This is a genomic window from Streptococcus infantis (assembly GCF_964243025.1).
Taxonomy (GTDB): domain Bacteria; phylum Bacillota; class Bacilli; order Lactobacillales; family Streptococcaceae; genus Streptococcus; species Streptococcus infantis_N.
In genome coordinates this window covers 26862-49861 of the sequence record NZ_CAXTDJ010000004.1, presented here as the reverse complement: position 1 = coordinate 49861, position 23000 = coordinate 26862, and the positions used below count along the sequence as shown (strand labels likewise).

The window sequence follows — 23000 nt, the reverse complement described above, 5'->3', positions numbered from 1 at the left end:
ATAGAACGCTATAGTTATACAAATACCTTAGAGGAGATAAGTATCATGAATGATTCAAGAAAAGAAGGAGTTAACAAGCTAGAAAAGGGACAATTCGGTCGCCAAAGTCTTACAAAAGAAGAGTTACAGAAGGTCTATGCCAGCTTGGTGGAGGAGAATTTTCCTGATTCTAAACGAATTCATTTTATAGCTGATTTAGGCAAGAGCCCAGAACTTGCCTTTCATTTTGACCTCATTTGCAAAGATTGGGAGGAAGGAACTGACCTGAATTTTGAAGCGAGTTTTGACCAGCATGGGCAGGAGGGGATCGCTTATCTTTTGGAAATTCTCGATCAAGAGGAAGCGGAGAGTCAACGCGTTTTGATTGTATATCTTCTAGCGAAAATCCTTTCCAAAGTAAGACATAGAGATTTTTATGCATCTTCTTGCAAGCAAGTACTTCCTGTTCTAATCTCTCTTTTACCTAGTTCAGAAGCTTCTAATCGTAGAAAGCTAATCATTGCTCTAGGTTGGATTGGTTCAATAAGTGAGATAGAAATCTTAGGACAACATCTCTTGACTGACCAAGATGCACTTTGTCGTGCCTGGTCTGCCAGTAGTTTGATGCAATTATCTTTTTATCAAGTTGAAAAAGAAGTCTTGATGGAGAAAATGAAGGATTTGTTTGGTGAAGCAATTACAGAAGAAAAGGACTTGCAGGCTTGCGCTCTGATGATAGAAGCAGCCCAGGTATTGTTTGGGAAAAAATGGATTCCTACATCTGCTGTAGAGAAGTTGGAAATCGAAAGGATTGAGAAGGCAAGAAAACCAGCAATTAGATTTTTGAAGAAGTAGTGAGACAAGGTTGTTGAAAAATCATATAGAATAGAAAATTCAGAAATATCAACGAAAGATGATTGTGTCTAGTAGATGCAGTCATTTTTTTAACCTCTCGAAAAGTTCATGAAATATGATATAATAGAAGCATGGCAAACAAGAATACAACTAAAACAAGACGCAGACCGTCTAAAGCAGAATTGGAAAGAAAACAAGCGATTCAACGAATGTTGATTTCCTTAGCTTTGGCTATCTGTTTAATTTTTGCTGCTCTTAAATGGGGAGCTGTCGGAATCACTGTTTATAACCTGATTCGCTTACTCGTAGGGAGTTTAGCATACTTAGCTATTTTCTCTCTCTTGATTTATCTATTCTTCTTTAAATGGATTCATAAACAAGAAGGCTTGCTAGCAGGTTTCTTCTTTATTTTTGCAGGCTTACTCCTCATCTTTCAAGCTTATCTTGTCTGGAAGCTTAGCATGGCAAATGCTGTTTTTCAAGGAACGATTGGACAAATCTTTAAAGATTTAACCAGTTTTCAAGTAACCGGTTTTGCAGGGGGAGGCTTGTTAGGGGTAGGGCTCTACATTCCGGTAGCCTTTTTGTTCTCAAACATCGGTACCTATTTCATAGGGGCAATCTTAATCCTAATCGGAGCTCTTTTAATGAGTCCATGGTCTATCTATGATATTGCTGATTTTCTTTCAGCTCGATTTGCTATCTGGATGGAGCGCCGTGAACAGAAAAAACAAGAGCGCTTTATCAAGCGTGAAGAAGAAAAAGCACGAAGAGAAGCAGAAGAGCAAGCAAGACTTGAAAAAGAAAGAGAAGAGCAGGCTTTGCTTGACATGCAGCCTGTAGATATGGAAACTGGAGAAATCTTATCAGACCAACCACTGCAAGAATTTCCTCCACTTCCAGAGGAGGAATGGGTAGAACCTGAGATTATTCTCCCGCAAGCTGATTTTGATTACCCTGAAGAAGGGGACTATCCAGAGGAAGAAGTTTTCTCTGAAGAAGATGATGATGACGAAGAGGTTGAAGTAGATTTTTCTGCTAAAAAGGCCTTGGAGTATAAGCTTCCAAGCTTGCAACTCTTTGCGCCAGATAAGCCCAAAGACCAGTCCAAGGAAAAGAAAATCGTACGAGAAAATATCAAAATTTTGGAAGAAACCTTTGCAAGTTTTGGTATCAAGGTAACTGTTGAACGTGCTGAAATCGGTCCATCAGTAACCAAGTATGAGGTTAAACCTGCAGTTGGTGTCCGTGTCAACCGTATTTCAAACCTGGCAGACGATTTAGCTCTGGCTTTGGCTGCTAAAGATGTCCGTATCGAAGCACCGATTCCTGGGAAATCCTTGGTAGGTATCGAAGTTCCTAACTCGGAAATTGCAACTGTATCCTTCCGTGAGCTTTGGGAACAATCTCAAACAAAACCTGAAAATCTTTTAGAAATTCCTCTTGGGAAAGCAGTCAATGGTACGGCTCGTAGTTTTGATTTGGCAAAAATGCCTCACTTGCTAGTGGCAGGTTCTACAGGTTCTGGTAAATCCGTTGCAGTTAATGGAATTATCGCAAGTATTCTGATGAAGGCTCGCCCAGACCAAGTCAAATTTATGATGGTGGACCCTAAGATGGTTGAGTTGTCAGTATACAACGATATCCCTCATCTCTTGATTCCAGTTGTGACCAACCCTCGTAAGGCCAGCAAGGCCCTTCAAAAAGTCGTTGATGAGATGGAAAATCGCTATGAACTTTTCGCCAAAGTCGGAGTTCGAAATATTGCTGGTTTTAATGCTAAGATTGAGGAATTTAACGCCCAATCAGAGTACAAACAAGTACCTCTACCTTTAATCGTCGTGATTGTGGATGAGTTGGCTGACCTCATGATGGTTGCTAGCAAGGAAGTAGAAGATGCCATTATCCGACTTGGACAGAAGGCGCGTGCGGCTGGTATTCACATGATTCTTGCAACCCAGCGTCCTTCAGTGGATGTTATCTCCGGTTTGATTAAGGCAAATGTGCCTTCACGTGTAGCATTCGCAGTTTCTTCAGGAACAGATTCACGTACGATCTTGGATGAGAATGGTGCTGAGAAATTACTCGGTCGAGGGGACATGCTCTTTAAACCAATTGATGAGAACCATCCTGTTCGTCTCCAAGGTTCCTTTATCTCAGATGATGATGTGGAACGCATCGTAAACTTCATTAAGGCTCAAGCAGATGCTGATTATGATGACAGTTTTGATCCTGGAGAAGTTTCTGAGACTGATGGTGATTCTGGTTCTGGCGATGAGGGCGGGGATCCACTCTTTGAAGAAGCCAAGGCTCTTGTCATCGAGACACAAAAAGCAAGTGCATCCATGATTCAGCGCCGTCTATCGGTTGGTTTTAACCGAGCAACTCGATTGATGGAAGAATTAGAGATGGCTGGAGTTATTGGTCCTGCTGAAGGGACAAAACCTCGAAAAGTGTTACAACAATAAATTGTTTGAAAATAGAATAAAAATTCAAGAAATTACCTTTCGAAAATGGGGATAATCTACTCTAATTTTTCGAAGGTGATTTCTTTTTTTATGCCTATGATTATAGGTGTTCTTGTAGTAAAAAGACTTTCAGTCTGGTTCGGAATTTAGATTTTACTTTTACTAATTTTAACTAATAATGTATTGATTTTTAAACCGATTTTTGATATATTAAAATGGTATAAGAAATATTTATATGTTTAAAAAATAAGCGAAAATAATGAAGGGGGTTATTTTTTTAAGACGAAATGCAAACGCTTACTTTTTAAGCAGGAAGGAAAAAATAATGGATAAAAGGTTATTTGAAAAACGTTGTAAATATAGTATTCGGAAATTTTCATTAGGTGTTGCTTCTGTTGTCATTGGTGCTACATTCTTTGGAACAAGTACTGTTTTGGCAGATACAGCCCAAACTGGTTCTACTGCAAATATGCCAGCCGATTTAGCAGCTGCTCTGGCAAATGCAAAAGATGATAATGGACATGATTTTGAAGCACCAAAACCTGGAGAAAATCAAGGTTCTCCTGAAGTTACCGAAGGTCCAAAAACTGAGGAAGAATTACTAGAGAAAGAAAAAGAAGTTGCGGCAAGTTCAGCAACTGAAAATGAACTTCCAAAAGATTTGCGTGAAAAACTCGATAAGGCTGAAGATAGTGGACATTCTGCTTCAAAAGATGATTTAGCAAAAGAAGATAAAAGTTTAGTTCCAGAAGATGTTGCTAAAACAAAAAACGGTGAATTGAACTACGGTGCGACTGTTGAAATTAAGAGCGAAGCTGGTATTGGTAGTGGGGTTGTTATCGGAGAAAATCTTGTCTTATCAGTATCTCATAACTTTATCAAGGATGTTCCGGATGGCAATAATCGTAAGGTAGCAGACAACATCGAAAGTGATAAAGATGTGTATACAGTTTCTTATGAAGGTGCACCAGACGTTAAGTTTAGTAAAAATGATGTAAAACACTGGGACCGTGAAGGCTTCCTAAAAGGTTATAAAAATGACTTAGCCATTGTCAAACTTCGCAGTCCACTTGCAAATGCTCCAGTTGAAGTTGCGGATAAACCATCAACTATCAAGACAGGAGATAAGGTACATGTATTTGGCTATCCAAAAGGAGAGCTTGATCCAATCCTTAATACCACAGTCGAAGATATTAATGACCATGGAGAGGGCGTTCGTGGAATTAGTTACCAAGGAAGTGAACCTGGTGCCAGTGGTGGCGGAATCTTTGATGAAAATGGAAAATTAATTGGGATTCATCAAAACGGTGTATCTGGTAAACGTAGTGGTGGTATTCTTTTCTCACCTGCTCAATTAGAGTGGATTCAAAATTATATCAAAGGTATTGAAACAACTAAACCAGCGGGTCTAGATGCACTTGATAAACAAGTTGAAGATAAAGAAGAAAAACCAAAAGAGGACAAACCTCAGGAAGAAAAACCAGTTGAAAACAAACCAGCTGAAAACAAACCGACTGAAAGAAAAGAAGTCAAACCAGAATGGAAAACTGTTGATAAGAAGGAACAACAAGGAACAGTAGCAATTCGTGAAGAAAAAGGTGTTCGATACAACCAACTCGCTTCAACAGCTCAAAATGATAACGGCAAAAATCCAGCCTTGTTCGAAAAAGAAGGTTTGACAGTTGATGCTAATGGGAATGCTACAGTTGATTTAACCTTCAAAGAAGAATCTGAAACTGGCAAATCTCGTTTTGGTGTCTTCATGAAATTTAAAGATACTGATAACAATGTTTTTGTAGGTTATGATCAAGGTGGATGGTTCTGGGAATACAAGACAAATGGTAGTGGACTTTGGTACCAAGGTGGACGTGTTGCAGCACCGGTAAATGGATCAGAGAACCACTTGACAATCAGCCTTAAATCAGATGGACAGCTCAATGCTACTAACAATGATGTCAAACTTTTCGACACTCTTACCTTGCCTTCTGCAGTTAATGACAAATTAAAAGATGAGAAGAAGATTGTTCTTAAAGCTGGAACATACAATAGTAGCGAAAGAACAATTGTAAACATTAAAACAGATGACCAAGAAGGGGTTAAAGCAGACCAAGAAGTCGCTGAAAAAGAAAAAGGCGATGAAGTCGATGATCGTAACGTGAAATACGATACAATTGAGTCTACTGTTTTGAAAGCAGTCATTGACCAAGCCTTCCCTCGTATTAAAGAATATGTCCTTAATGGCAACAAGCTTCCAGGTCAACTTCAACCAATTAATCAAGTTGTTATCAATAAGCATGCCGTAACTCCGGAAGTTACCTATAAAAAAGTAAATGCAACGACTGCCGAGTACGAAATGAAACTTCGTGATGAGGAAAATCTCATCAATGCAGATATGACTGTTCGTTTGCAAGTGGTGGACAATCAACTTCACTTTGATGTGACTAAGATTGTCAACCATAACCAAGTAACACCTGGACAGAAAATTGATGATGAACGTAAATTACTTTCTTCTATCAGCTTCCTAGGCAATGCCTTGGTATCTGTTTCAAGTGACCAACCTGGAGCTAAGTTTGATGGGGCAACCATGTCAAACAATACTCACGTAAGTGGTGACGACCATATCGAAGTAACCAATCCAATGAAAGAATTGGCCAAAGGTTACATGTATGGATTTGTTTCAACAGATAAACTTGCTGCTGGTGTATGGAGCAACTCACAAAACAGTTACGGTGGTGGTTCTTATGACTGGACACGTTTGACAGCCTACAAGAACACTATTGGTAATGCTAACTACGTTGAAATCCATAGTTCTGAATGGCAATGGGAAAAAGCACACAATGGTATTGTCTTCCCGGCCTATACTAAGGAACTTCCAAGTGCTAAAGTTGTCATCACAGAAGATGCCAATGCTGATAATAAAGTAGACTGGCAAGATGGTGCGATTGCATACCGTAGCATCATGAACAACCCTCAAGGTTGGGAAAAAGTAAAAAATATCACTGCTTACCGTATCGCCATGAACTTTGGTTCACAAGCACAAAACCCATTCCTGATGACCTTGGATGGTATCAAGAAGATTAATCTCCACACAGATGGTCTTGGACAGGGTGTCCTCCTTAAAGGTTACGGTAGTGAAGGACATGACTCAGGTCACTTAAACTACGCGGATATTGGTAAACGTATCGGTGGTACGGAAGACTTTAAAGCTCTTATTGAAAAAGCTAAAAAATATGGTGCCCACCTCGGTATCCACGTTAATGCTTCAGAAACCTATCCTGAATCAAAATACTTCAATGAAAATATCCTACGTAAAAATGCTGACGGTAGCTATAGCTATGGTTGGAACTGGCTTGACCAAGGTATCAATATCGATGCAGCCTATGACTTGGCTCATGGACGTTTAGCGCGTTGGGAAGAATTGAAGAAAGAATTGGGTGAAGGCTTAGACTTCATCTATGTCGACGTTTGGGGTAACGGTCAATCAGGAGACAATGGTGCTTGGGCAACTCACGTTCTTGCAAAAGAAATCAACCAACAAGGTTGGCGTTTTGCAATTGAGTGGGGCCATGGTGGTGAGTATGACTCTACCTTCCATCACTGGGCAGCTGACTTGACTTATGGTGGCTATACCAATAAAGGTATCAACAGTGCCATTACTCGCTTTATCCGTAACCACCAGAAAGATGCTTGGGTTGGTGATTACAGAAGCTACGGAGGTGCGGCAAACTACCCACTTCTAGGCGGATACAGCATGAAAGACTTCGAAGGTTGGCAAGGTCGTAGCGACTATAATGGTTATGTAACCAACTTGTTTGCCCACGATGTTATGACTAAATACTTCCAACACTTCACTGTTAGCAAATGGGAAAATGGTAAACCAGTAACCATGACTGACAATGGTGGTACTTACAAATGGACACCTGAGATGAAGGTTGAATTGGTTGATGAGGAAAACAACAAGGTAGTTGTTACTCGTAAATCTAATGATGTTAATAGCCCACAATACCGTGAACGAATTGTTACACTCAATGATCGTGTCATTCAAGATGGTTCAGCCTACTTGACTCCTTGGAACTGGGATGCCAATGGTAACAAGCTTACTGGGGACAAGGAAAAAATGTACTACTTCAATACTGAAAAAGGTGCAACAACTTGGACACTTCCTAGTGACTGGGCAAACGGTAAAGTTTACCTTTACAAACTAACAGACCAAGGTAAGACTGAAGAACAAGAAGTGGCTGTCAAAGATGGTAAGATTACACTTGACCTTCTAGCAAATCAACCTTATGTTCTTTATCGTTCTAAACAAACTAATCCTGAAATGTCATGGAGTGAAGGAATGCACATCTATGACCAAGGATTTAACAGTGAATCTTTGGATCATTGGAAGATTGAAGGTGACGCTTCTAAAGCAACAGTTGTCAAATCTCAAGGTGCAAACCAAATGCTCCGCATCCAAGGTAATAAAGAAAAAGTTAGTCTCACTCAAAAATTGACTGGCTTGAAGCCAAATACTAAATATGCTGTCTATGTCGGTGTTGATAACCGTAGTGATGCTAAAGCAAGCATTACTGTTAACACTGGTGAGAAAGAAGTGACTAACTACACGAATAAGTCACTTGCTCTTAACTACGTTAAAGCATACGCTCATAACACTCGTACTGACAATGCAACAGTTGATGATAGAAGTTACTTCCAAAACATGTATGCCTTCTTCACAACAGGTTCAGATGTATCAAATGTAACCTTGACCTTGAGTCGTGAAGCAGGAGATGAAGCAACTTACTTCGATGAAATCCGTACTTTCGAAAATGATTCAAACATGTACGGTGATGGTCATGATACTGCAAAAGGCGTCTTCAAACAAGACTTTGAAAATGTCGGACAAGGTATCTTCCCATTTGTCATCGGTGGAATCGAAGGTGTTGAAGATAACCGTACTCACTTGTCTGAAAAACATGGTCCATACACACAACGTGATTGGAATGGCAAGAAAGTTGACGACGTTATCGAAGGGAATTGGTCACTCAAGACAAACGGTCTTGTTAGCCGTCGTAACTTAGTTTACCAAACAATCCCACAAAACTTCCGCTTTGAAGCAGGTAAGACCTACCGTATCACATTTGACTACGAAGCTGGTTCTGATAGTACTTACGCCTTTGTAGTAGGTAAGGGAGAATTCCAATCTGGTCGTCGTGGTAGCCAAGCAAGCGACCTCGAAATGCATGAATTACCAAACTCATGGACTGATTCTCAAAAAGCGAAACGTGCAACCTTCCTTGTGACAGGTGCTGAAACTGGCGATACTTGGGTAGGTATCTACTCTACAGGTAACGCAAGTAACACTCGTGGAGATTCTGGTGGTAATGCTAACTTCCGTGGTTACAATGACTTCATCATGGATAGACTTCAAATCGAAGAGATTGTCTTGACTGGTAAGATGATGACAGAAAATGCTGTTAAGAATTATCTTCCAACTGTAGCCATGACTAACTACACCAAAGAAAGTATGGATGCGTTGAAAGAAGCAGTCTTCAACCTCAGTCAAGCAGATGATGACATTAGTCTAGAAGAAGCTAAAGCAGAAATCGATAAGGTCAATGCTCTTAAAGATGCTTTGGTAATGAAGAAAACAGCTCTTGTAGCCGATGACTTTGCAAGTCTTTCAGCTCCTGCTCAGGCTGGTGAAGGTCTTGAAAATGCCTTTGATGGTAACTTGTCTAGCCTATGGCATACATCATGGAGCGGAGGCGATGTTGGTAAACCAGCTACAATGGTCTTGAAAGAACCAACAGAAATTACAGGCTTCCGTTATGTTCCACGTGGTTCAGGTTCAAATGGTACCTTGAGAGATGTGACTCTTGTGGTTACTGATGAAACAGGTAAGGACCATACCTTCAATGCAACGAATTGGGCTGACAATAATAAGCCAAAAGATATTGACTTTGGTAAGACTATCAAGGCTAAGAAGATTGTTCTAACTGGAACAAGAACCTATGGTGATACTGAAAACCAATATCAATCAGCTGCAGAATTGATCTTTGCTCGTCCTCAAGCTGCTGAAGCAGGTCTTGATACAAGTGCATATGAAACTGCATTAGCTAAGGCCCAAAAATTAACGGATAAGAGCAATCAAGAAGAAGTGGCAAGTGTAGTTGCAAGCATGAAGTATGCAACAGATAACCACCTCTTAACAGATCGAATGGTGACATTCTTTGCAGAATATTTGGATCAGTTGAAGGATTCAACACCAACTCCAGATCCAAAACCAACTCCAGATCCAGAGCCAACTCCAAATCCAGAGCCAACTCCAGATCCAGAGCCAACTCCAGATCCAGAGCCAACTCCAGATCCAAAACCGACTCCAGATCCAGAACCAACTCCAGATCCGAAACCAACTCCAGATCCGAAACCAACCCCAGATCCAGAGCCAACTCCAGATCCAAAACCAACCCCAGATCCAGAGCCAACTCCAGATCCGAAACCAACTCCAGAACCTGAAGTACTAACAAGTAAGGGAGAACAGCAACCACCAGTAGTTGAAATTCCTGAATTTACAGGTGGCGTTAATGCAGCAGAAGCGGCTGTTCATGAAATCCCAGAGTTCAAGGGTGGCGTTAATTGGGTTGAAGCGGACAAGAATGAACTCCCAGAATTCAAGGGTGGCGTTAACGCAGTTGAAGCAGATAAGAATGAGCTCCCAGAGTTCAAGGGAGGAGTTAATTGGGTTGAAGCTGCTAAGAATGATGTTCCTGAGTATAAAGAAACATTAGGTGCAGGAGACAATCAGACAAGTCCAGTTGCAGAAAAACTTGATCAGAAACCAGCTCTTACACCAACACCTGCTATGCAAGCAGCACAAAAAGAAGCAGATCAGTCTAAACTTCCTGAAACTGGTGAAGGCACAACTGAACACCTCTTCCTAGCTGGTCTTACATTAGCAATGTCTGCTCTATTTCTTCAAAAAAGAAAAGAAGATTAAAATATAATAGAGTTTTATACTATGAAAACTCAAACTCCTAACTTATTGTAATGGAGAAAACCAAACACCTAGAGAGGACCTCTTGGTCCTCCCTTTTTAAAAGGGAAATGATAACGCTTACCCAATTTAAGCGTGGGAAAGGAAATAAAGAAAATGGGAAAACATTTTTTTGAGAGACGGTGTCATTACAGTATACGTAAGTTTGCAATAGGCGCGGCTTCTGTCATGATTGGTGCAAGCATTTTTGGTGCTGGTATGGTTCAAGCAGCAGAAACAGAAGGGCCTGCAGAGACAGAAGGCACGGTGACACAGGTTCAGCCCATGGATAAGTTACCAGCGGATATAGCAGCGGCTATTGAAAAAGCTGAATCAGCTAAACCAACTGATCCTACTGAAACGAATCCGACTGATGCGGAAGCTCAGCCTGAAAATACTGGAGAAGTAGCTCCAAAACCAGCTGAAACTCCAGTTCCTAAGGAAGAAGCAACACCAAAACCAGCTGAGACTCCAAAAGAAGAAGCAGCACCAGTAGCTAAACCAGTAGAAAAGCCAGTTACTAAGGATTTGGTTGAAACTCCAGATGTCAATCATTTGGAAAAGGCTACTGCGACAGCATCAAACCATGAAGCGAACACACCATTTACAGCTGAAAAGGCGATTGATGGAAATCCAGATACTCGTTGGGCAACTGACCGTGATGTTGTGAAACCAACAATCGAATTTAAGCTTGAAAAGACAACCTTAATCAAGCATGTGGAAATCGATTGGGACCGTCGTGTTCGTGGTGAACAAAATGATCCAAATATCAAATCTTGGAATCTCTATTATGCAGGTCAAGACGAAGTCAATGGATCAGGTCCTGGAGAATGGAAGTTGGCTCATCAACGGACAGGAACTCCGGTTCTAGATGAAAAAGTTGATTTAAAAGAGGCCGTTCAAGCTAAGTATCTTAAACTTGAAATTACAGATTATCAAGCCGGTACTATGCAATGGAAAAATGTGGGTATTCAAGAAATTCGTGCCTACTCAAATATTCCAGACACCAGCAAACCAACAGATATTCGTCAAGTTACAGAAATAGCGGTTGCTGAAGACGGAAAATCACTTGTATTGCCTAAATTACCTGGTCAAGTTAGCTTGATTGGAAGCAATAAGCAAGGTGTTATCGACCTAAATAATAAAATCTACACACCGCTGACAGAACAACATGTCAAAGTGATGGTCCAACAAACCAATGATAACCATACCTTCACAAAAGAATTTGAAGTTGTCATTAAAGGCTTGCACGCTGATGAAGGCGTTGGGACCAAACCTGCAGTTGCCCCAGCAGTTCAACAATGGTACGGCACTGAAGGTAAAACTTCTATTACTTCTGAAACTGTCATTTCCGTTGGGAATTCTGGATTTGACAAGGAAGCTAAGTTCTACCAAACTGACCTTGAAAATCGTGGTTTGGAAGTCGCAACCGGTGGTCAGGAAGCACAGAACCGTATTGAGTTTAAAAAGGTTGAAGACAAGGGTTATGGTAAAGAAGGCTATGGTATCACCATTAAAGATGGAGTTATCACTGTAGAAGCTGCAACCAATACTGGTGCCTTTTATGCAACTCGTACCCTCCTTCAAATGGGTGAAAATGATTTGCAAAACGGAGAAATCCGTGATTACCCAAGCTTTAGTCACCGTGGCTTTATGCTAGATACAGGTCGTAAGTTTATTCCTTATGATACGCTTGTAGATATCATGCTCAACATGGCCTACTACAAGATGAACGATCTTCAATTGCACTTGAATGACAACTATATCTTCCTCGATAAACATGTGGAAGGTAAACATCTCAGCCAACAAGAAGAATTGGATTATGTTCTTAAAAATGCTAAGACAGGCTTCCGTGTAGAAACTGATGTTGTCGGTGAAAATGGTGAAAAATTAACATCTGACGAGCATTATACAAAGGAAGAAATGCAAGAAATTATCAAGTTAGCTAAAGCTTTGCATATCAACCTTGTTCCTGAAATTGATACACCAGGTCACGCCCTTTCATTTGTTAAGGTCCGTCCAGACTTGATGTACAAGGGCCAACTTAGTGCGAGAAAACACAATGTAGAACGTGTAGCTATGTTGGACTTGGATAACAAGTACGAAGAGACGATCGCTTTTGTTAAATCAGTCTATGATAAATTACTCGATGGTGAAGACGCACCACTTCGTGGCGTTTCAACAGTTCATATCGGTACAGATGAGTACTATGGAAGTCCTGAAAGTTATCGTCGTTATGTCAATGATATGATTCAGTACATCAAAGGTAAGGGCTTAACACCACGTATTTGGGGTTCACTCTCTGCCAAACAAGGAACTACACCAGTCGATTGGAATGGTGTAGAAGTGGATATCTGGAGTATCCACTGGCAACGTCCACAGGCAGCAATTGCTCAGGGTGCTAAGATTATCAATATCACAGATATTCCAACCTACAGTGTCCCAAGCGGAAGCAATAGTCAAGGTGGTTATGGGGATTATGCAAACTATGAAACTCAATACAACCGCTGGACACCAAATGACTTCTCAACAGGTGGAGGACCACGCCTAGAAGCCTCTAATCCAAATATCCTTGGTGGTGGTCATGCAGTCTGGAATGATAATATTGACCTCCATGAAACTGGACTTACTTCTTACGATATTTTTAAACGCTTCTTCAAGAGTATGCAATCAACTGCAGAACGCACTTGGGGTTCAGATCGCGCAGCTAAGACCTATGCAGAACGTATCCAACCAACAAGTGTTTATGCACCACGTTCAAATCCAGAAAAGACAATAGAAGATAGCGACCTATTCACAATTAAACCAGAAACTATCAAGGAATATCTTGCTAAGAAAGTACAAAAGACTGAAGCAGGTTTGAACTTTGAAAAAGATTCTAGTATCGAAGGTTTAGTAGGTGATGTTGGTCCTAGTCATGTTTTGAAATTGGATGTAACTGTTACAGGTGATGGAGAGCAAGTATTCTCTACAAGTGGGGACAACCAACTTTATCTTGCAGACAAGGATGGCTACTTAGCTTATAAATTTGAACAATTCCATATTCAATTTGACAAGAAGCTAGAGAAGAATAAACGTTACCAAATCTCTGTTGTTACAAAACCACAAAAAACAGAAGTTTATGTAGATGGCGAAAAGGTTGAGCGTATTGCAAATCCAGCTCATCCTCGCTTGGCTCACAATAGCTTGGTACTTCCACTTGAAACAATCGGTGGCTTCCAAGGAATCTTGCATAGTGCAGAGTTGTCGAATGAAGCATTTGTAAACCCACGTTTAATCCCAACAGATCACTTCACAGTTTCTGCAACTAGTCAGGAAACACCAGGAACAGAGACTGAAGGACCAGTAGAAAAAGCTTTCGACAATGATCCAAACACCTTCTGGCATTCTAAATGGACTGGACATCAAGCTCCATATACAGTTGCAATGAATTTGAATGCTCCTGAAAAAGTCAATGGTTTGACTTACCTTCCACGTCCAGGTGGTGGTAACGGAGTCGTGACCTCTTATGAAATCTATGCTCAAAAAGATGGTCAAATGGTTAAGGTTGCTTCAGGAACTTGGGAAAATAATACTAAAGAAAAAACTGTTAATTTTGCAGCAGTTGAAACTAATAAGGTAGAATTTAAAGTTCTATCAGGTGTAGGTGGATTTGGTAGTGCAGCAGAAATTCAACTACTCAAGCCACTTTCTGATAGTGAATCAGAAGAGCCAGTTGCTTCAGAAAAACCGGTAACGCCTGAGAAACCAGTGACCCCAGAACCACCAAAAGTTGAAGAGGTGGGTGATGGTACAACTGAACTTGCTGATAGCTTTGTAGCTACAAAACCAGCCAGTGATGATTCGATTGCTGCTGCAGCACAAAGTCAAGACTATCTCAAGAAAGAATACAAGGTATTCCCAACACCACAAAAAGTCACTTATGGTGAAGGTGTCACTAAACTTCAAAAACAAGTCAATCTTGTTATGGGAGACCATCTAGATATTTATACTCGCAACCGCTTGAAGAGTGTCCTACAAGATCATCAAATCTCATACACAAGCAGTCAAGCAGCAGTAGCAGGTGCTACAAATATCTATCTTGGTGTTCATGGTCAACATTCACAGGCAGAAAAAGAAATATCTGGTATTTCTCAAGGACTCTTTGATAAGATTGATGCTTATGCTTTGTCAATTAAGAACAATACAATCTCTATCGTCGGTAAAGATACAGATGCTGTCTTCTATGGATTGACGACTCTTAAACACATGCTTAATGAAAGCGAAGCTCCAGTTTTACGTAATGTAACTGTTGAAGACTACGCAGAAATTAAGAATCGTGGTTTTATCGAAGGTTACTATGGAAATCCATGGAGCAATGCTGATCGTGCTGAATTGATGCGCTATGGTGGTGACTTGAAGTTGACTCAATACTTCTTTGCACCAAAAGACGATCCATACCACAACAAGAAATGGCGTGAACTCTATCCAGAAGAAAAATTAGCTGAAATCCGTGAATTGGCGCGTGTCGGAAACCAAAACAAGACTCGCTATGTTTGGACCATCCACCCATTCATGAACAACCGTATCCGTTTTGGAAACGATGCTGATTACCAAAAAGACCTTGAAACCATTAAGGCTAAATTCACTCAATTGATGGATGTCGGTGTTCGTGAGTTCGGTATTTTGGCCGATGATGCTCCAAGTCCAGTTGGTGGCTACAATAGCTACAACCGCTTGATGAAGGACATGACAGATTGGTTGACTGAAAAACAAGCAACTTATGTTGGCCTTCGTAAGGAAATGATTTTTGTCCCAGGTCAGTATTGGGGTAATGGTCGTGAAGATGAGTTGAAATCTCTAAACGAAAATCTTCCAACTTCAACTTCTATGACTCTTACTGGTGGTAAGATTTGGGGTGAAGTATCTGAAAGCTTCCTTTCAAACCTTAAGAATAATCTGACTGCAGGAGGTAAGACCTACCGCCCAGTTTCTCTCTGGGTTAACTGGCCTGTTACAGATAACTCTAAACAACACTTGATTTTGGGTGGCGGTGAGAAATTCCTTCATCCAAATGTGGACCCAAGTCTCCTTTCAGGTATCATGTTGAATCCAATGCAACAATCTGAGCCTTCTAAGATTGCCCTCTTCTCTGCAGCTCAGTATGCATGGAAACAATGGAAGTCTGAAGAAGAAGCTAAGAAAGTAAATGATATCGCCTTCAACTTTGTTGAAACAGGTAAATTTACTGACAGTGAAACATCTGTTGCCTTCCGTGAACTTGGTAAACATATGATCAACCAAAACATGGATGGTCGTGTTGTGAAATTGGAAGAGTCTGTTGAACTTGCACCAAAATTGGCGGCCTTCATGTCTAAGTTGAAAGCTGGTCAAGATGTCAGTGCAGAGCGTCAAGAATTGCGTGCAGAATTTGCTAAAATAAAAGCTGCAGCACAACTTTATAAAGCATCTGGTGACGAAAAGATGCGTGCTCAAATCCACTATTGGTTGGATAACACTATTGACCAAATGGATGCTTTGAGTGCTTTCCTAGATGGATCAGAAGCTATTGAAAACAATGATTCTGCTAGACTTTGGGATAGCTATTACAAGGGCTTGAAACTTTATGAACAATCACAAACTTATACTTTCCATTATGTAGACCATGATGAAAGAGCTGAGTTGGGTGTACAACATATCCGTCCATTCTTGCTTGGACTCCGTGAAGTATTGGCAACTGAAGTTCAAAAAGCCCTACACCCAGACCAAGTAATCAGTACCTTTATCACAAACCGTACAGGTGTAGAAGGTGGACTTGCTGAAGTCACTGATGGAGATTTAGGAACACATGCCCTTATCAAATCACCAAACAGCATCCAAACTGGTGACTATATTGGTTTGAAATTTAATAAAGCTGTTCCAATTCAAAACTTGACATTTGCAATGGGAACTCAAGCAAATCCACGCGATACCTTTAACAATGCTAAGGTTGAGTACCTCAATGAAAATGATGAGTGGGTAACACTTTCAGAACCAAGCTACACTGGTAATGAGCCTCTGCTTAAATTTGAAAATCTCAATATCAATGCTAAAGCTGTTCGAATGATTGCAACTTCTGATCGTGAGAACACTTGGTTTGCTGTACGAGAAATCGCTGTGAACCGTCCTGTAGAAGTAAGTCGTCCTAAACAGGCAGCTACAGTGACCATCAGTCCAAATCTTATGTACAAGTACAATACGACAGTTGCTCAGATTACAGATGGTCGTGACAATACAGAAGCCATGCTGGCAAATGCTGATCGAACAGATACAACTCCAGTCGGTGGTTGGGTTCAACTAGACTTGGGTGGAGTCAAACCTGTAACTAAGGTCCGCCTTGTTCAAGGATCAGGAGATAAATTGGCAGAAGGTGTTCTTGAGTATTCTACAGATGGTACTTCATGGCAAGAATTGGATCGTTTATCTGGTGAACAAACCAAAGAAATTGAAACTCCAATTTCAGCTCGCTACATCCGTGTACGTAACACCAAGAATATCAATCTATGGTGGCGTATCGCTGACTTCTCAGTTGAAACACGTGCTGGCAATAGCGAGATGACAGATACCAATGTTGAAAGTTTGAAATCAACACCAGTATATGACAGTCTCGGTCGTTATGATATGCAAATTCCAAGTGGCACTAAGCTTCCAGCTCATAGCTACTTGGGTATGAAGCTAGACCGTCTACACCAAGCTGAAAGTATTCAGGCTATTGGTATTGGAAATCCAGCCCTTGATTTGGAATTCTCTCCAAATGCACAAGAATGGTATCCAGCTAGCCAAGTAACTGATAAGTCCTTGGTACGTTATGCTCGTTTGGTTAATAAGACTGACCAAGAACAAGCAGTGACAGCGACATCTTTACTCGTTAAGACAAAAGAAGTGGAGCCAACTAAACTTGATTCTACATCTATGGGAATTGATGCCTATTATGGTGCAAATGATGTTCGCAAGATCAAGAATTTGGATCAGTTGTTTGATGGTGTTTACAATAACTTTGTAGAGTTCTCTGACTATGCACGTAAAGATGGTCACATAACCTTGAAACTTGGTAGTGAACGTGAAATCAAGAAGATTAGAGCCTATATCCAAGATGGTACGAAGAACTATCTTCGTGATGGTAAGATTCAGGTTAGTCAAGATGGTAAGACATGGACAGATGTTGTGACAGTAGGTGATGGTGTCGCTAATGAAATGCGCGATGATTCATTGACAGATGGATGGACACATGATTCTAAGATGCCTGGAAATCGCTACATCGAAGGTGAACTTGCAAGTCCAGTTAAAGCTAACTATCTCCGTGTTCTCTTCACTGCTAATTACGATGCTCGTTTTGTTGGATTTACTGAGTTAGTTATCAATGACGGCGAATTTGTGAAACCTATCAACGACCCAACTGTTCAAGGAAATAGTGGAGAAAGTCGAGGCAACCTTTACACAAATCTTGTAGATGGTAAAGTCTTAACAAGCTACAAGGCTGAAAAAGACCAAGGTGAATTAGTATACCACTTGTCAGAACCAACAGACGCCAACCACATCCGACTTGTTTCTAGTCTGCCTCACGGAGTAGCAGCGCGTCTACTTGCTCGCACTCTGAAAACAGACAGAGACGGTGCTTGGACAGATTTGGGAGCAATTACTTCAAGCTTCCAAACATTTGCAGTCAGAGATAAGGCTCCGTTACTTGATGTCAAACTCATTTGGGAAGGTGGCAAGCCAGAGTTCTATGAAATGACGACTTACTACCAAGAACTTTCAGAAGAACCTGAGCCAACTCCAGATCCGAAACCAACTCCAGATCCGAAACCAACTCCAGATCCGAAACCAACTCCAGATCCAGAACCAACTCCAGATCCAGAGCCAACTCCAGATCCAGAGCCAACTCCAGATCCGAAACCAACTCCAGATCCGAAACCAACTCCGGATCCAGAACCAACTCCGGATCCAGAACCAACTCCAGATCCAGAGCCAACTCCAGATCCAAAACCAACTCCAGATCCAAAACCAACTCCAGATCCAGAGCCAACTCCGGATCCGAAACCAACTCCGGATCCAGAACCAACTCCAGATCCAGAGCCAACTCCAGATCCAGAGCCAACTCCAGATCCAGAACCAACTCCAGATCCAGAGCCAACTCCAGATCCGAAACCAACTCCAGAACCTGAAGTCCTTTCAAGTAAGGGAGATCAGCAACCACCAGTAGTTGAAATTCCTGAATTTACAGGTGGAGTTAATGCTGCAGAAGCAGCTGTTCATGAAATCCCAGAGTTCAAAGGTGGCGTTAATTGGGTTGAAGCGGACAAGAATGAGCTTCCAGAATTCAAGGGTGGAGCTAATTGGGTTGAAGCGGACAAGAATGAGGTTCCAGAGTTCAAGGGTGGCGTTAATTGGGTTGAAGCAGCTAAGAATGAGGTTCCAGAATATAAAGAGCCAGTTGCAAACCCAGTTACACCAATCGCGGATCACAAGCAACCTTCAAGTTCAACAAACCAAAAACAAGAACCAGAAGGACCAAATGCACCAGCGACTGAAGCTAAAGGTCAACTTCCAGCAACTGGTGAGCAAGATTCAGTAGGCTTAGCGTTCCTAGCTAGTCTTGGATTGGTTCTCTCTGCAACCTTTATCAAAAAAGGGAAAGAAGACTAAGTACGAATCTTCATTCGATGCAGAATATCTTGTTTTAAAAAAGAAAAACCAGGGACATTAGTTCCTGGTTTTTTTGTGATAAAAATGAAATGAAAAACTAGCAAATAAAAACACCAACGAAGTAACCGTTGGCGTTGAGCAATGTTTAGGATGCTCCGTTATTAGCGCTAACTCCTGCTTCAGTAGTTGGAGTATTTGATGAAGAATCAGATTGCTCATTTTTCTGAGAATTGTCATCTGATTTTGTATCTTCCTTTTTGCTAGGTGTTTGAACTTCTTCTTTTTGAGATGTTTCTTGATTATTAGACTGACTTTGTACAGGTGCGTTGGATTCAGCGGGAGCTTCCTTTTGAACTTCCTTGATAATGGTTGTTTGTGTAGTCGTATCTTTATGATCCTTGTTTTTATCTAAAGCATTCATGATAGTGATGCTAGCTGTAATCAAACCAAGGACACTGGCTAAAGTTGCAATTGTTTTTTGAAAGACGGTAAAGCCTTTTTTGATATGTTCAGTTTTAGGTTTTGATTTTCTGCGATAGTTAGACATAATTTCTCTCCTTTACCATGATTCATTATACCCAAAATCTTTAAAAAAAACTTAAATGAACCTGAACGGCATTTCTTGTCGCCTGAACTGTTTCGTGTTACAATAGAAGGAGTGATTTTAGAAAGTGTGAGAAACAATGATTTACTTTGATAATTCGGCTACGACCAAGCCTTATCCTGAAGTACTTGAAACTTACATGCAGGTGTCTTCAAAAATTATTGGTAATCCATCTAGCCTTCATCGTTTGGGTGATCAGTCTACCAGAATTTTAGAAGCTTCTCGTCAGCAGATTGCAGATTTAATTGGTAAGAAAAACGAAGAAGTCTTCTTTACCTCTGGTGGTACTGAAGGGGATAACTGGGTTATCAAAGGTGTCGCTTTTGAAAAAGCTCAGTTTGGTAAACACATCATCGTGTCAGAAATTGAGCATCCAGCGGTTAAGGAGTCTGCTCTTTGGCTTCAGACTCAAGGATTTGAGGTGGATTTTGCACCAGTAGATGAGCAAGGTTTTGTGGATTTGGAGATATTAGAAAGTCTAATACGACCTGATACCACACTTATTTCCATCATGGCTGTTAACAATGAAATTGGCTCAATCCAACCTATTCAAGCTATCTCAGAACTATTAGCTGATAAACCAACGATTTCCTTCCATGTTGATGCGGTTCAAGCTTTAGCTAAGATTCCAACAGAAAAGTATTTGACTGACCGAGTGGATTTTGCGACCTTCTCTAGTCATAAATTCCACGGAGTTCGTGGTGTTGGATTTGTCTATATCAAGTCTGGCAAGAAAATCACCCCCCTATTAACTGGTGGTGGCCAAGAGCGTGACTATCGTTCAACTACTGAGAATGTAGCAGGAATTGCAGCGACAGCCAAGGCTCTGCGTCTAGCCATGGAAAAACTGGATTTGTTTACAAGCAAAACAAGTCAGATGAAGGCAGTCATCCGTCAAGCTCTACTCGAATATCCAGATATTTTTGTTTTCTCAGGTGAGGAAGACTTTGCTCCTCATATTCTGACCTTTGGGATTAAGGGTGTCCGTGGTGAAGTCATCGTTCATGCATTTGAAGACTATGATATTTTCATTTCCACAACCTCTGCTTGCTCGTCCAAGGCAGGAAAACCTGCTGGTACCTTGATTGCCATGGGGGTTGAAAAAGATAAGGCTCAGTCAGCAGTACGCGTCAGCCTAGACCTAGAAAATGACATGAGTCAAGTTGAGCAATTTTTGACCAAGCTAAAATTAATTTACAATCAAACTAGAAAAGTAAGATAGGAGCATTCATGCAATATTCAGAAATTATGATTCGCTACGGGGAACTTTCAACCAAAGGTAAAAACCGGATGCGTTTCATCAATAAACTACGTAATAATATCTCAGATGTTGTATCTATCTATCCTCAAGTCAAGGTAACTGCTGATCGCGACCGTGCCCATGCTTATCTTAATGGAGCCGACTATGCAGCAGTAGCTGAGTCTCTCAAACAGGTTTTCGGGATTCAAAACTTTTCTCCAGTATATAAGGTTGAAAAATCTGTAGAAGTTCTTAAATCTGCTGTCCAAGAGATTATGCGGGACATCTATAAGGAAGGCATGACCTTTAAGATCTCAAGTAAGCGAAGCGACCATAACTTTGAGTTAGACAGTCGAGAACTCAACCAAACTCTTGGTGGAGCAGTATTTGATGCTATTCCAAATGTGCAAGCACAAATGAAAAATCCTGACATTAACCTTCAAGTGGAAATTCGTGAGGAAGCAGCCTATCTTTCTTATGAGACCATTCGAGGAGCAGGTGGGTTGCCAGTTGGAACTTCTGGTAAAGGAATGCTCATGTTGTCAGGTGGGATTGACTCACCTGTTGCTGGATATCTAGCTCTAAAACGTGGAGTAGATATCGAGGCTGTTCACTTTGCGAGCCCACCGTACACCAGTCCAGGCGCCCTCAAGAAAGCGCAGGATTTGACCCGTAAATTGACTAAGTTCGGTGGAAATATCCAGTTTATCGAAGTGCCTTTCACTGAAATCCAAGAAGAGATTAAGGCTAAAGCTCCAGAAGCCTATCTGATGACGCTGACTCGTCGATTTATGATGCGCATTACCGATCGTATCCGTGAAGTGCGAAATGGTTTGGTCATCATCAATGGTGAAAGTCTTGGTCAGGTGGCAAGCCAAACCTTAGAAAGTATGCAGGCTATCAATGCCGTGACCAATACACCAATTATCCGTCCAGTTGTGACTATGGATAAGTTGGAAATCATTGATATTGCTCAGGAAATTGACACCTTTGAAATTTCTATCCAACCTTTTGAGGACTGTTGTACGATTTTTGCGCCTGATCGTCCGAAAACAAATCCTAAAATTAAGAATGCTGAACAGTATGAAACACGTATGGATGTTGAAGGATTGGTTGAGCGAGCAGTAGCAGGAATTATGATTACTGAAATTACCCCTCAAGCTGAGAAAGATGCGGTTGATGAGTTAATTGATGACCTCCTTTAATCAGAAAAACCAGAGGAAAAAATAAAATAAGTAAAAAAAGTTAGTTTATTGTCCTAAATTTGGACGGGAACTGACTTTTTTTCTATTTTTATGATATAATTAGATAAAATTTTGAATATAGAGAGTTTTCTGACAATGAATCAATCCTACTTTTACCTGAAAATGCGAGAACATAAACTCAAGGTTCCATACACAGGCAAGGAGCGCTGTGTACGTGTTCTCCTCCCGAAAAACTACGAGAAAGACACGGATCGAACTTATCCGGTTGTCTATTTCCATGATGGTCAAAATGTCTTTTACAGTAAAGAATCTTATGTCGGTCATTCATGGAAGATCATTCCTACCATTAAACGGAATCCAGATATCAGCCGTATGATTGTAGTGGCCATTGATAATGATGGTCTAGGACGGATGAATGAGTATGCGGCATGGAAATTCCAAGAGTCTAATATTCCTGGCCAACAGTTTGGTGGAAAGGGTGTCGAGTACGCTGAGTTTGTCATGGAAGTGGTCAAACCTTTTATCGATGAAAACTATCGTACAAAGTCTGACCGCAAGCATACTGCTATGGTTGGGTCTTCTCTAGGTGGCAATATTACCCAGTTTATTGGCTTGGAGTATCAGGATCAAATTGGGTGTTTGGGAGTGTTCTCATCAGCCAACTGGCTTCACCAAGAGGCCTTTGATCGCTATATGGAACGAAAAAAACTATTACCTGACCAACGTGTCTTTATCTATGTTGGTACGGAAGAAGCAGACGATACAGACAAGACCCTTATGGCTGGTAATATTAAGCAGGCCTATATCGACTCTTCCCTTCGCTATTATCATGATTTGATAGCAGGAGGAGTTGAGTTGGAAAATCTCTCACTCAAGGTTCAGGCTGGAGCCATTCACCATGAAGTGCCATGGTCAGAAAATCTTCCAGCTTGCCTACGCTTTTTTGCAGAAAATTGGTAATTAGTAT

The 23000-nt window shown here is 40.9% G+C and carries 8 protein-coding genes; 7 read left to right on the top strand and 1 reads right to left on the bottom strand.

Annotation, left to right across the window (positions count from 1 at the left end; translation table 11 throughout):
• Positions 1-45: 45 nt before the first annotated feature.
• The 4 genes from ACESNQ_RS05505 (at position 46) to ACESNQ_RS05490 (ending at position 18984) form a co-directional block, all read left to right on the top strand.
• Positions 46-834, top strand: a complete 789-nt coding sequence (locus ACESNQ_RS05505; protein ID WP_373075639.1) for a HEAT repeat domain-containing protein — start codon at positions 46-48, stop codon at positions 832-834.
• A 182-nt stretch (positions 835-1016) separates the two neighbouring features.
• Positions 1017-3302, top strand: coding sequence for a DNA translocase FtsK (locus tag ACESNQ_RS05500; RefSeq protein ID WP_373075637.1), 2286 nt, complete (start codon positions 1017-1019; stop codon positions 3300-3302).
• 325 nt (positions 3303-3627) lie between these two features.
• Positions 3628-10284, top strand: coding sequence for a SpGH101 family endo-alpha-N-acetylgalactosaminidase (locus ACESNQ_RS05495; RefSeq protein ID WP_373075635.1), 6657 nt, complete (start codon positions 3628-3630; stop codon positions 10282-10284).
• Positions 10285-10437: 153 nt separating this feature from the next.
• Positions 10438-18984 (top strand): SIALI-17 repeat-containing surface protein, encoded by an 8547-nt coding sequence (locus tag ACESNQ_RS05490; protein ID WP_373075632.1) that lies wholly within the window; start codon positions 10438-10440, stop codon positions 18982-18984.
• A 145-nt stretch (positions 18985-19129) separates the two neighbouring features.
• Here ACESNQ_RS05490 and ACESNQ_RS05485 read toward each other — a convergent pair whose 3' ends face one another.
• Positions 19130-19531, bottom strand: coding sequence for a DUF6556 family protein (locus ACESNQ_RS05485; protein ID WP_373075630.1), 402 nt, complete (start codon positions 19529-19531; stop codon positions 19130-19132).
• Between the two features lie 136 nt (positions 19532-19667).
• Between ACESNQ_RS05485 and ACESNQ_RS05480 the strand changes: the two genes are divergently transcribed.
• The 3 genes from ACESNQ_RS05480 (at position 19668) to ACESNQ_RS05470 (ending at position 22993) form a co-directional block, all read left to right on the top strand.
• Complete coding sequence (locus ACESNQ_RS05480) at positions 19668-20810, top strand: cysteine desulfurase family protein (RefSeq protein ID WP_373075628.1); 1143 nt, start codon at positions 19668-19670, stop codon at positions 20808-20810.
• An 8-nt stretch (positions 20811-20818) separates the two neighbouring features.
• On the top strand, positions 20819-22033 hold the full coding sequence (thiI, locus tag ACESNQ_RS05475; protein WP_373075626.1) for a tRNA uracil 4-sulfurtransferase ThiI: 1215 nt from the start codon (positions 20819-20821) through the stop codon (positions 22031-22033).
• A gap of 135 nt (positions 22034-22168) precedes the next feature.
• On the top strand, positions 22169-22993 hold the full coding sequence (locus ACESNQ_RS05470; protein ID WP_373075624.1) for an alpha/beta hydrolase: 825 nt from the start codon (positions 22169-22171) through the stop codon (positions 22991-22993).
• Positions 22994-23000: the final 7 nt, after the last annotated feature.

Excerpts from the sequence above, each read along its gene's own strand:
- ACESNQ_RS05485 (WP_373075630.1), bottom strand. The coding sequence starts at position 19,531 with ATGTCTAACTATCGCAGAAAATCAAAACCTAAAACTGAACATATCAAA.
- ACESNQ_RS05505 (WP_373075639.1), top strand. The coding sequence starts at position 46 with ATGAATGATTCAAGAAAAGAAGGAGTTAACAAGCTAGAAAAGGGACAA.
- thiI (WP_373075626.1), top strand. The coding sequence starts at position 20,819 with ATGCAATATTCAGAAATTATGATTCGCTACGGGGAACTTTCAACCAAA.
- ACESNQ_RS05480 (WP_373075628.1), top strand. The coding sequence starts at position 19,668 with ATGATTTACTTTGATAATTCGGCTACGACCAAGCCTTATCCTGAAGTA.
- ACESNQ_RS05470 (WP_373075624.1), top strand. The coding sequence starts at position 22,169 with ATGAATCAATCCTACTTTTACCTGAAAATGCGAGAACATAAACTCAAG.
- ACESNQ_RS05490 (WP_373075632.1), top strand. The coding sequence starts at position 10,438 with ATGGGAAAACATTTTTTTGAGAGACGGTGTCATTACAGTATACGTAAG.
- ACESNQ_RS05495 (WP_373075635.1), top strand. The coding sequence starts at position 3,628 with ATGGATAAAAGGTTATTTGAAAAACGTTGTAAATATAGTATTCGGAAA.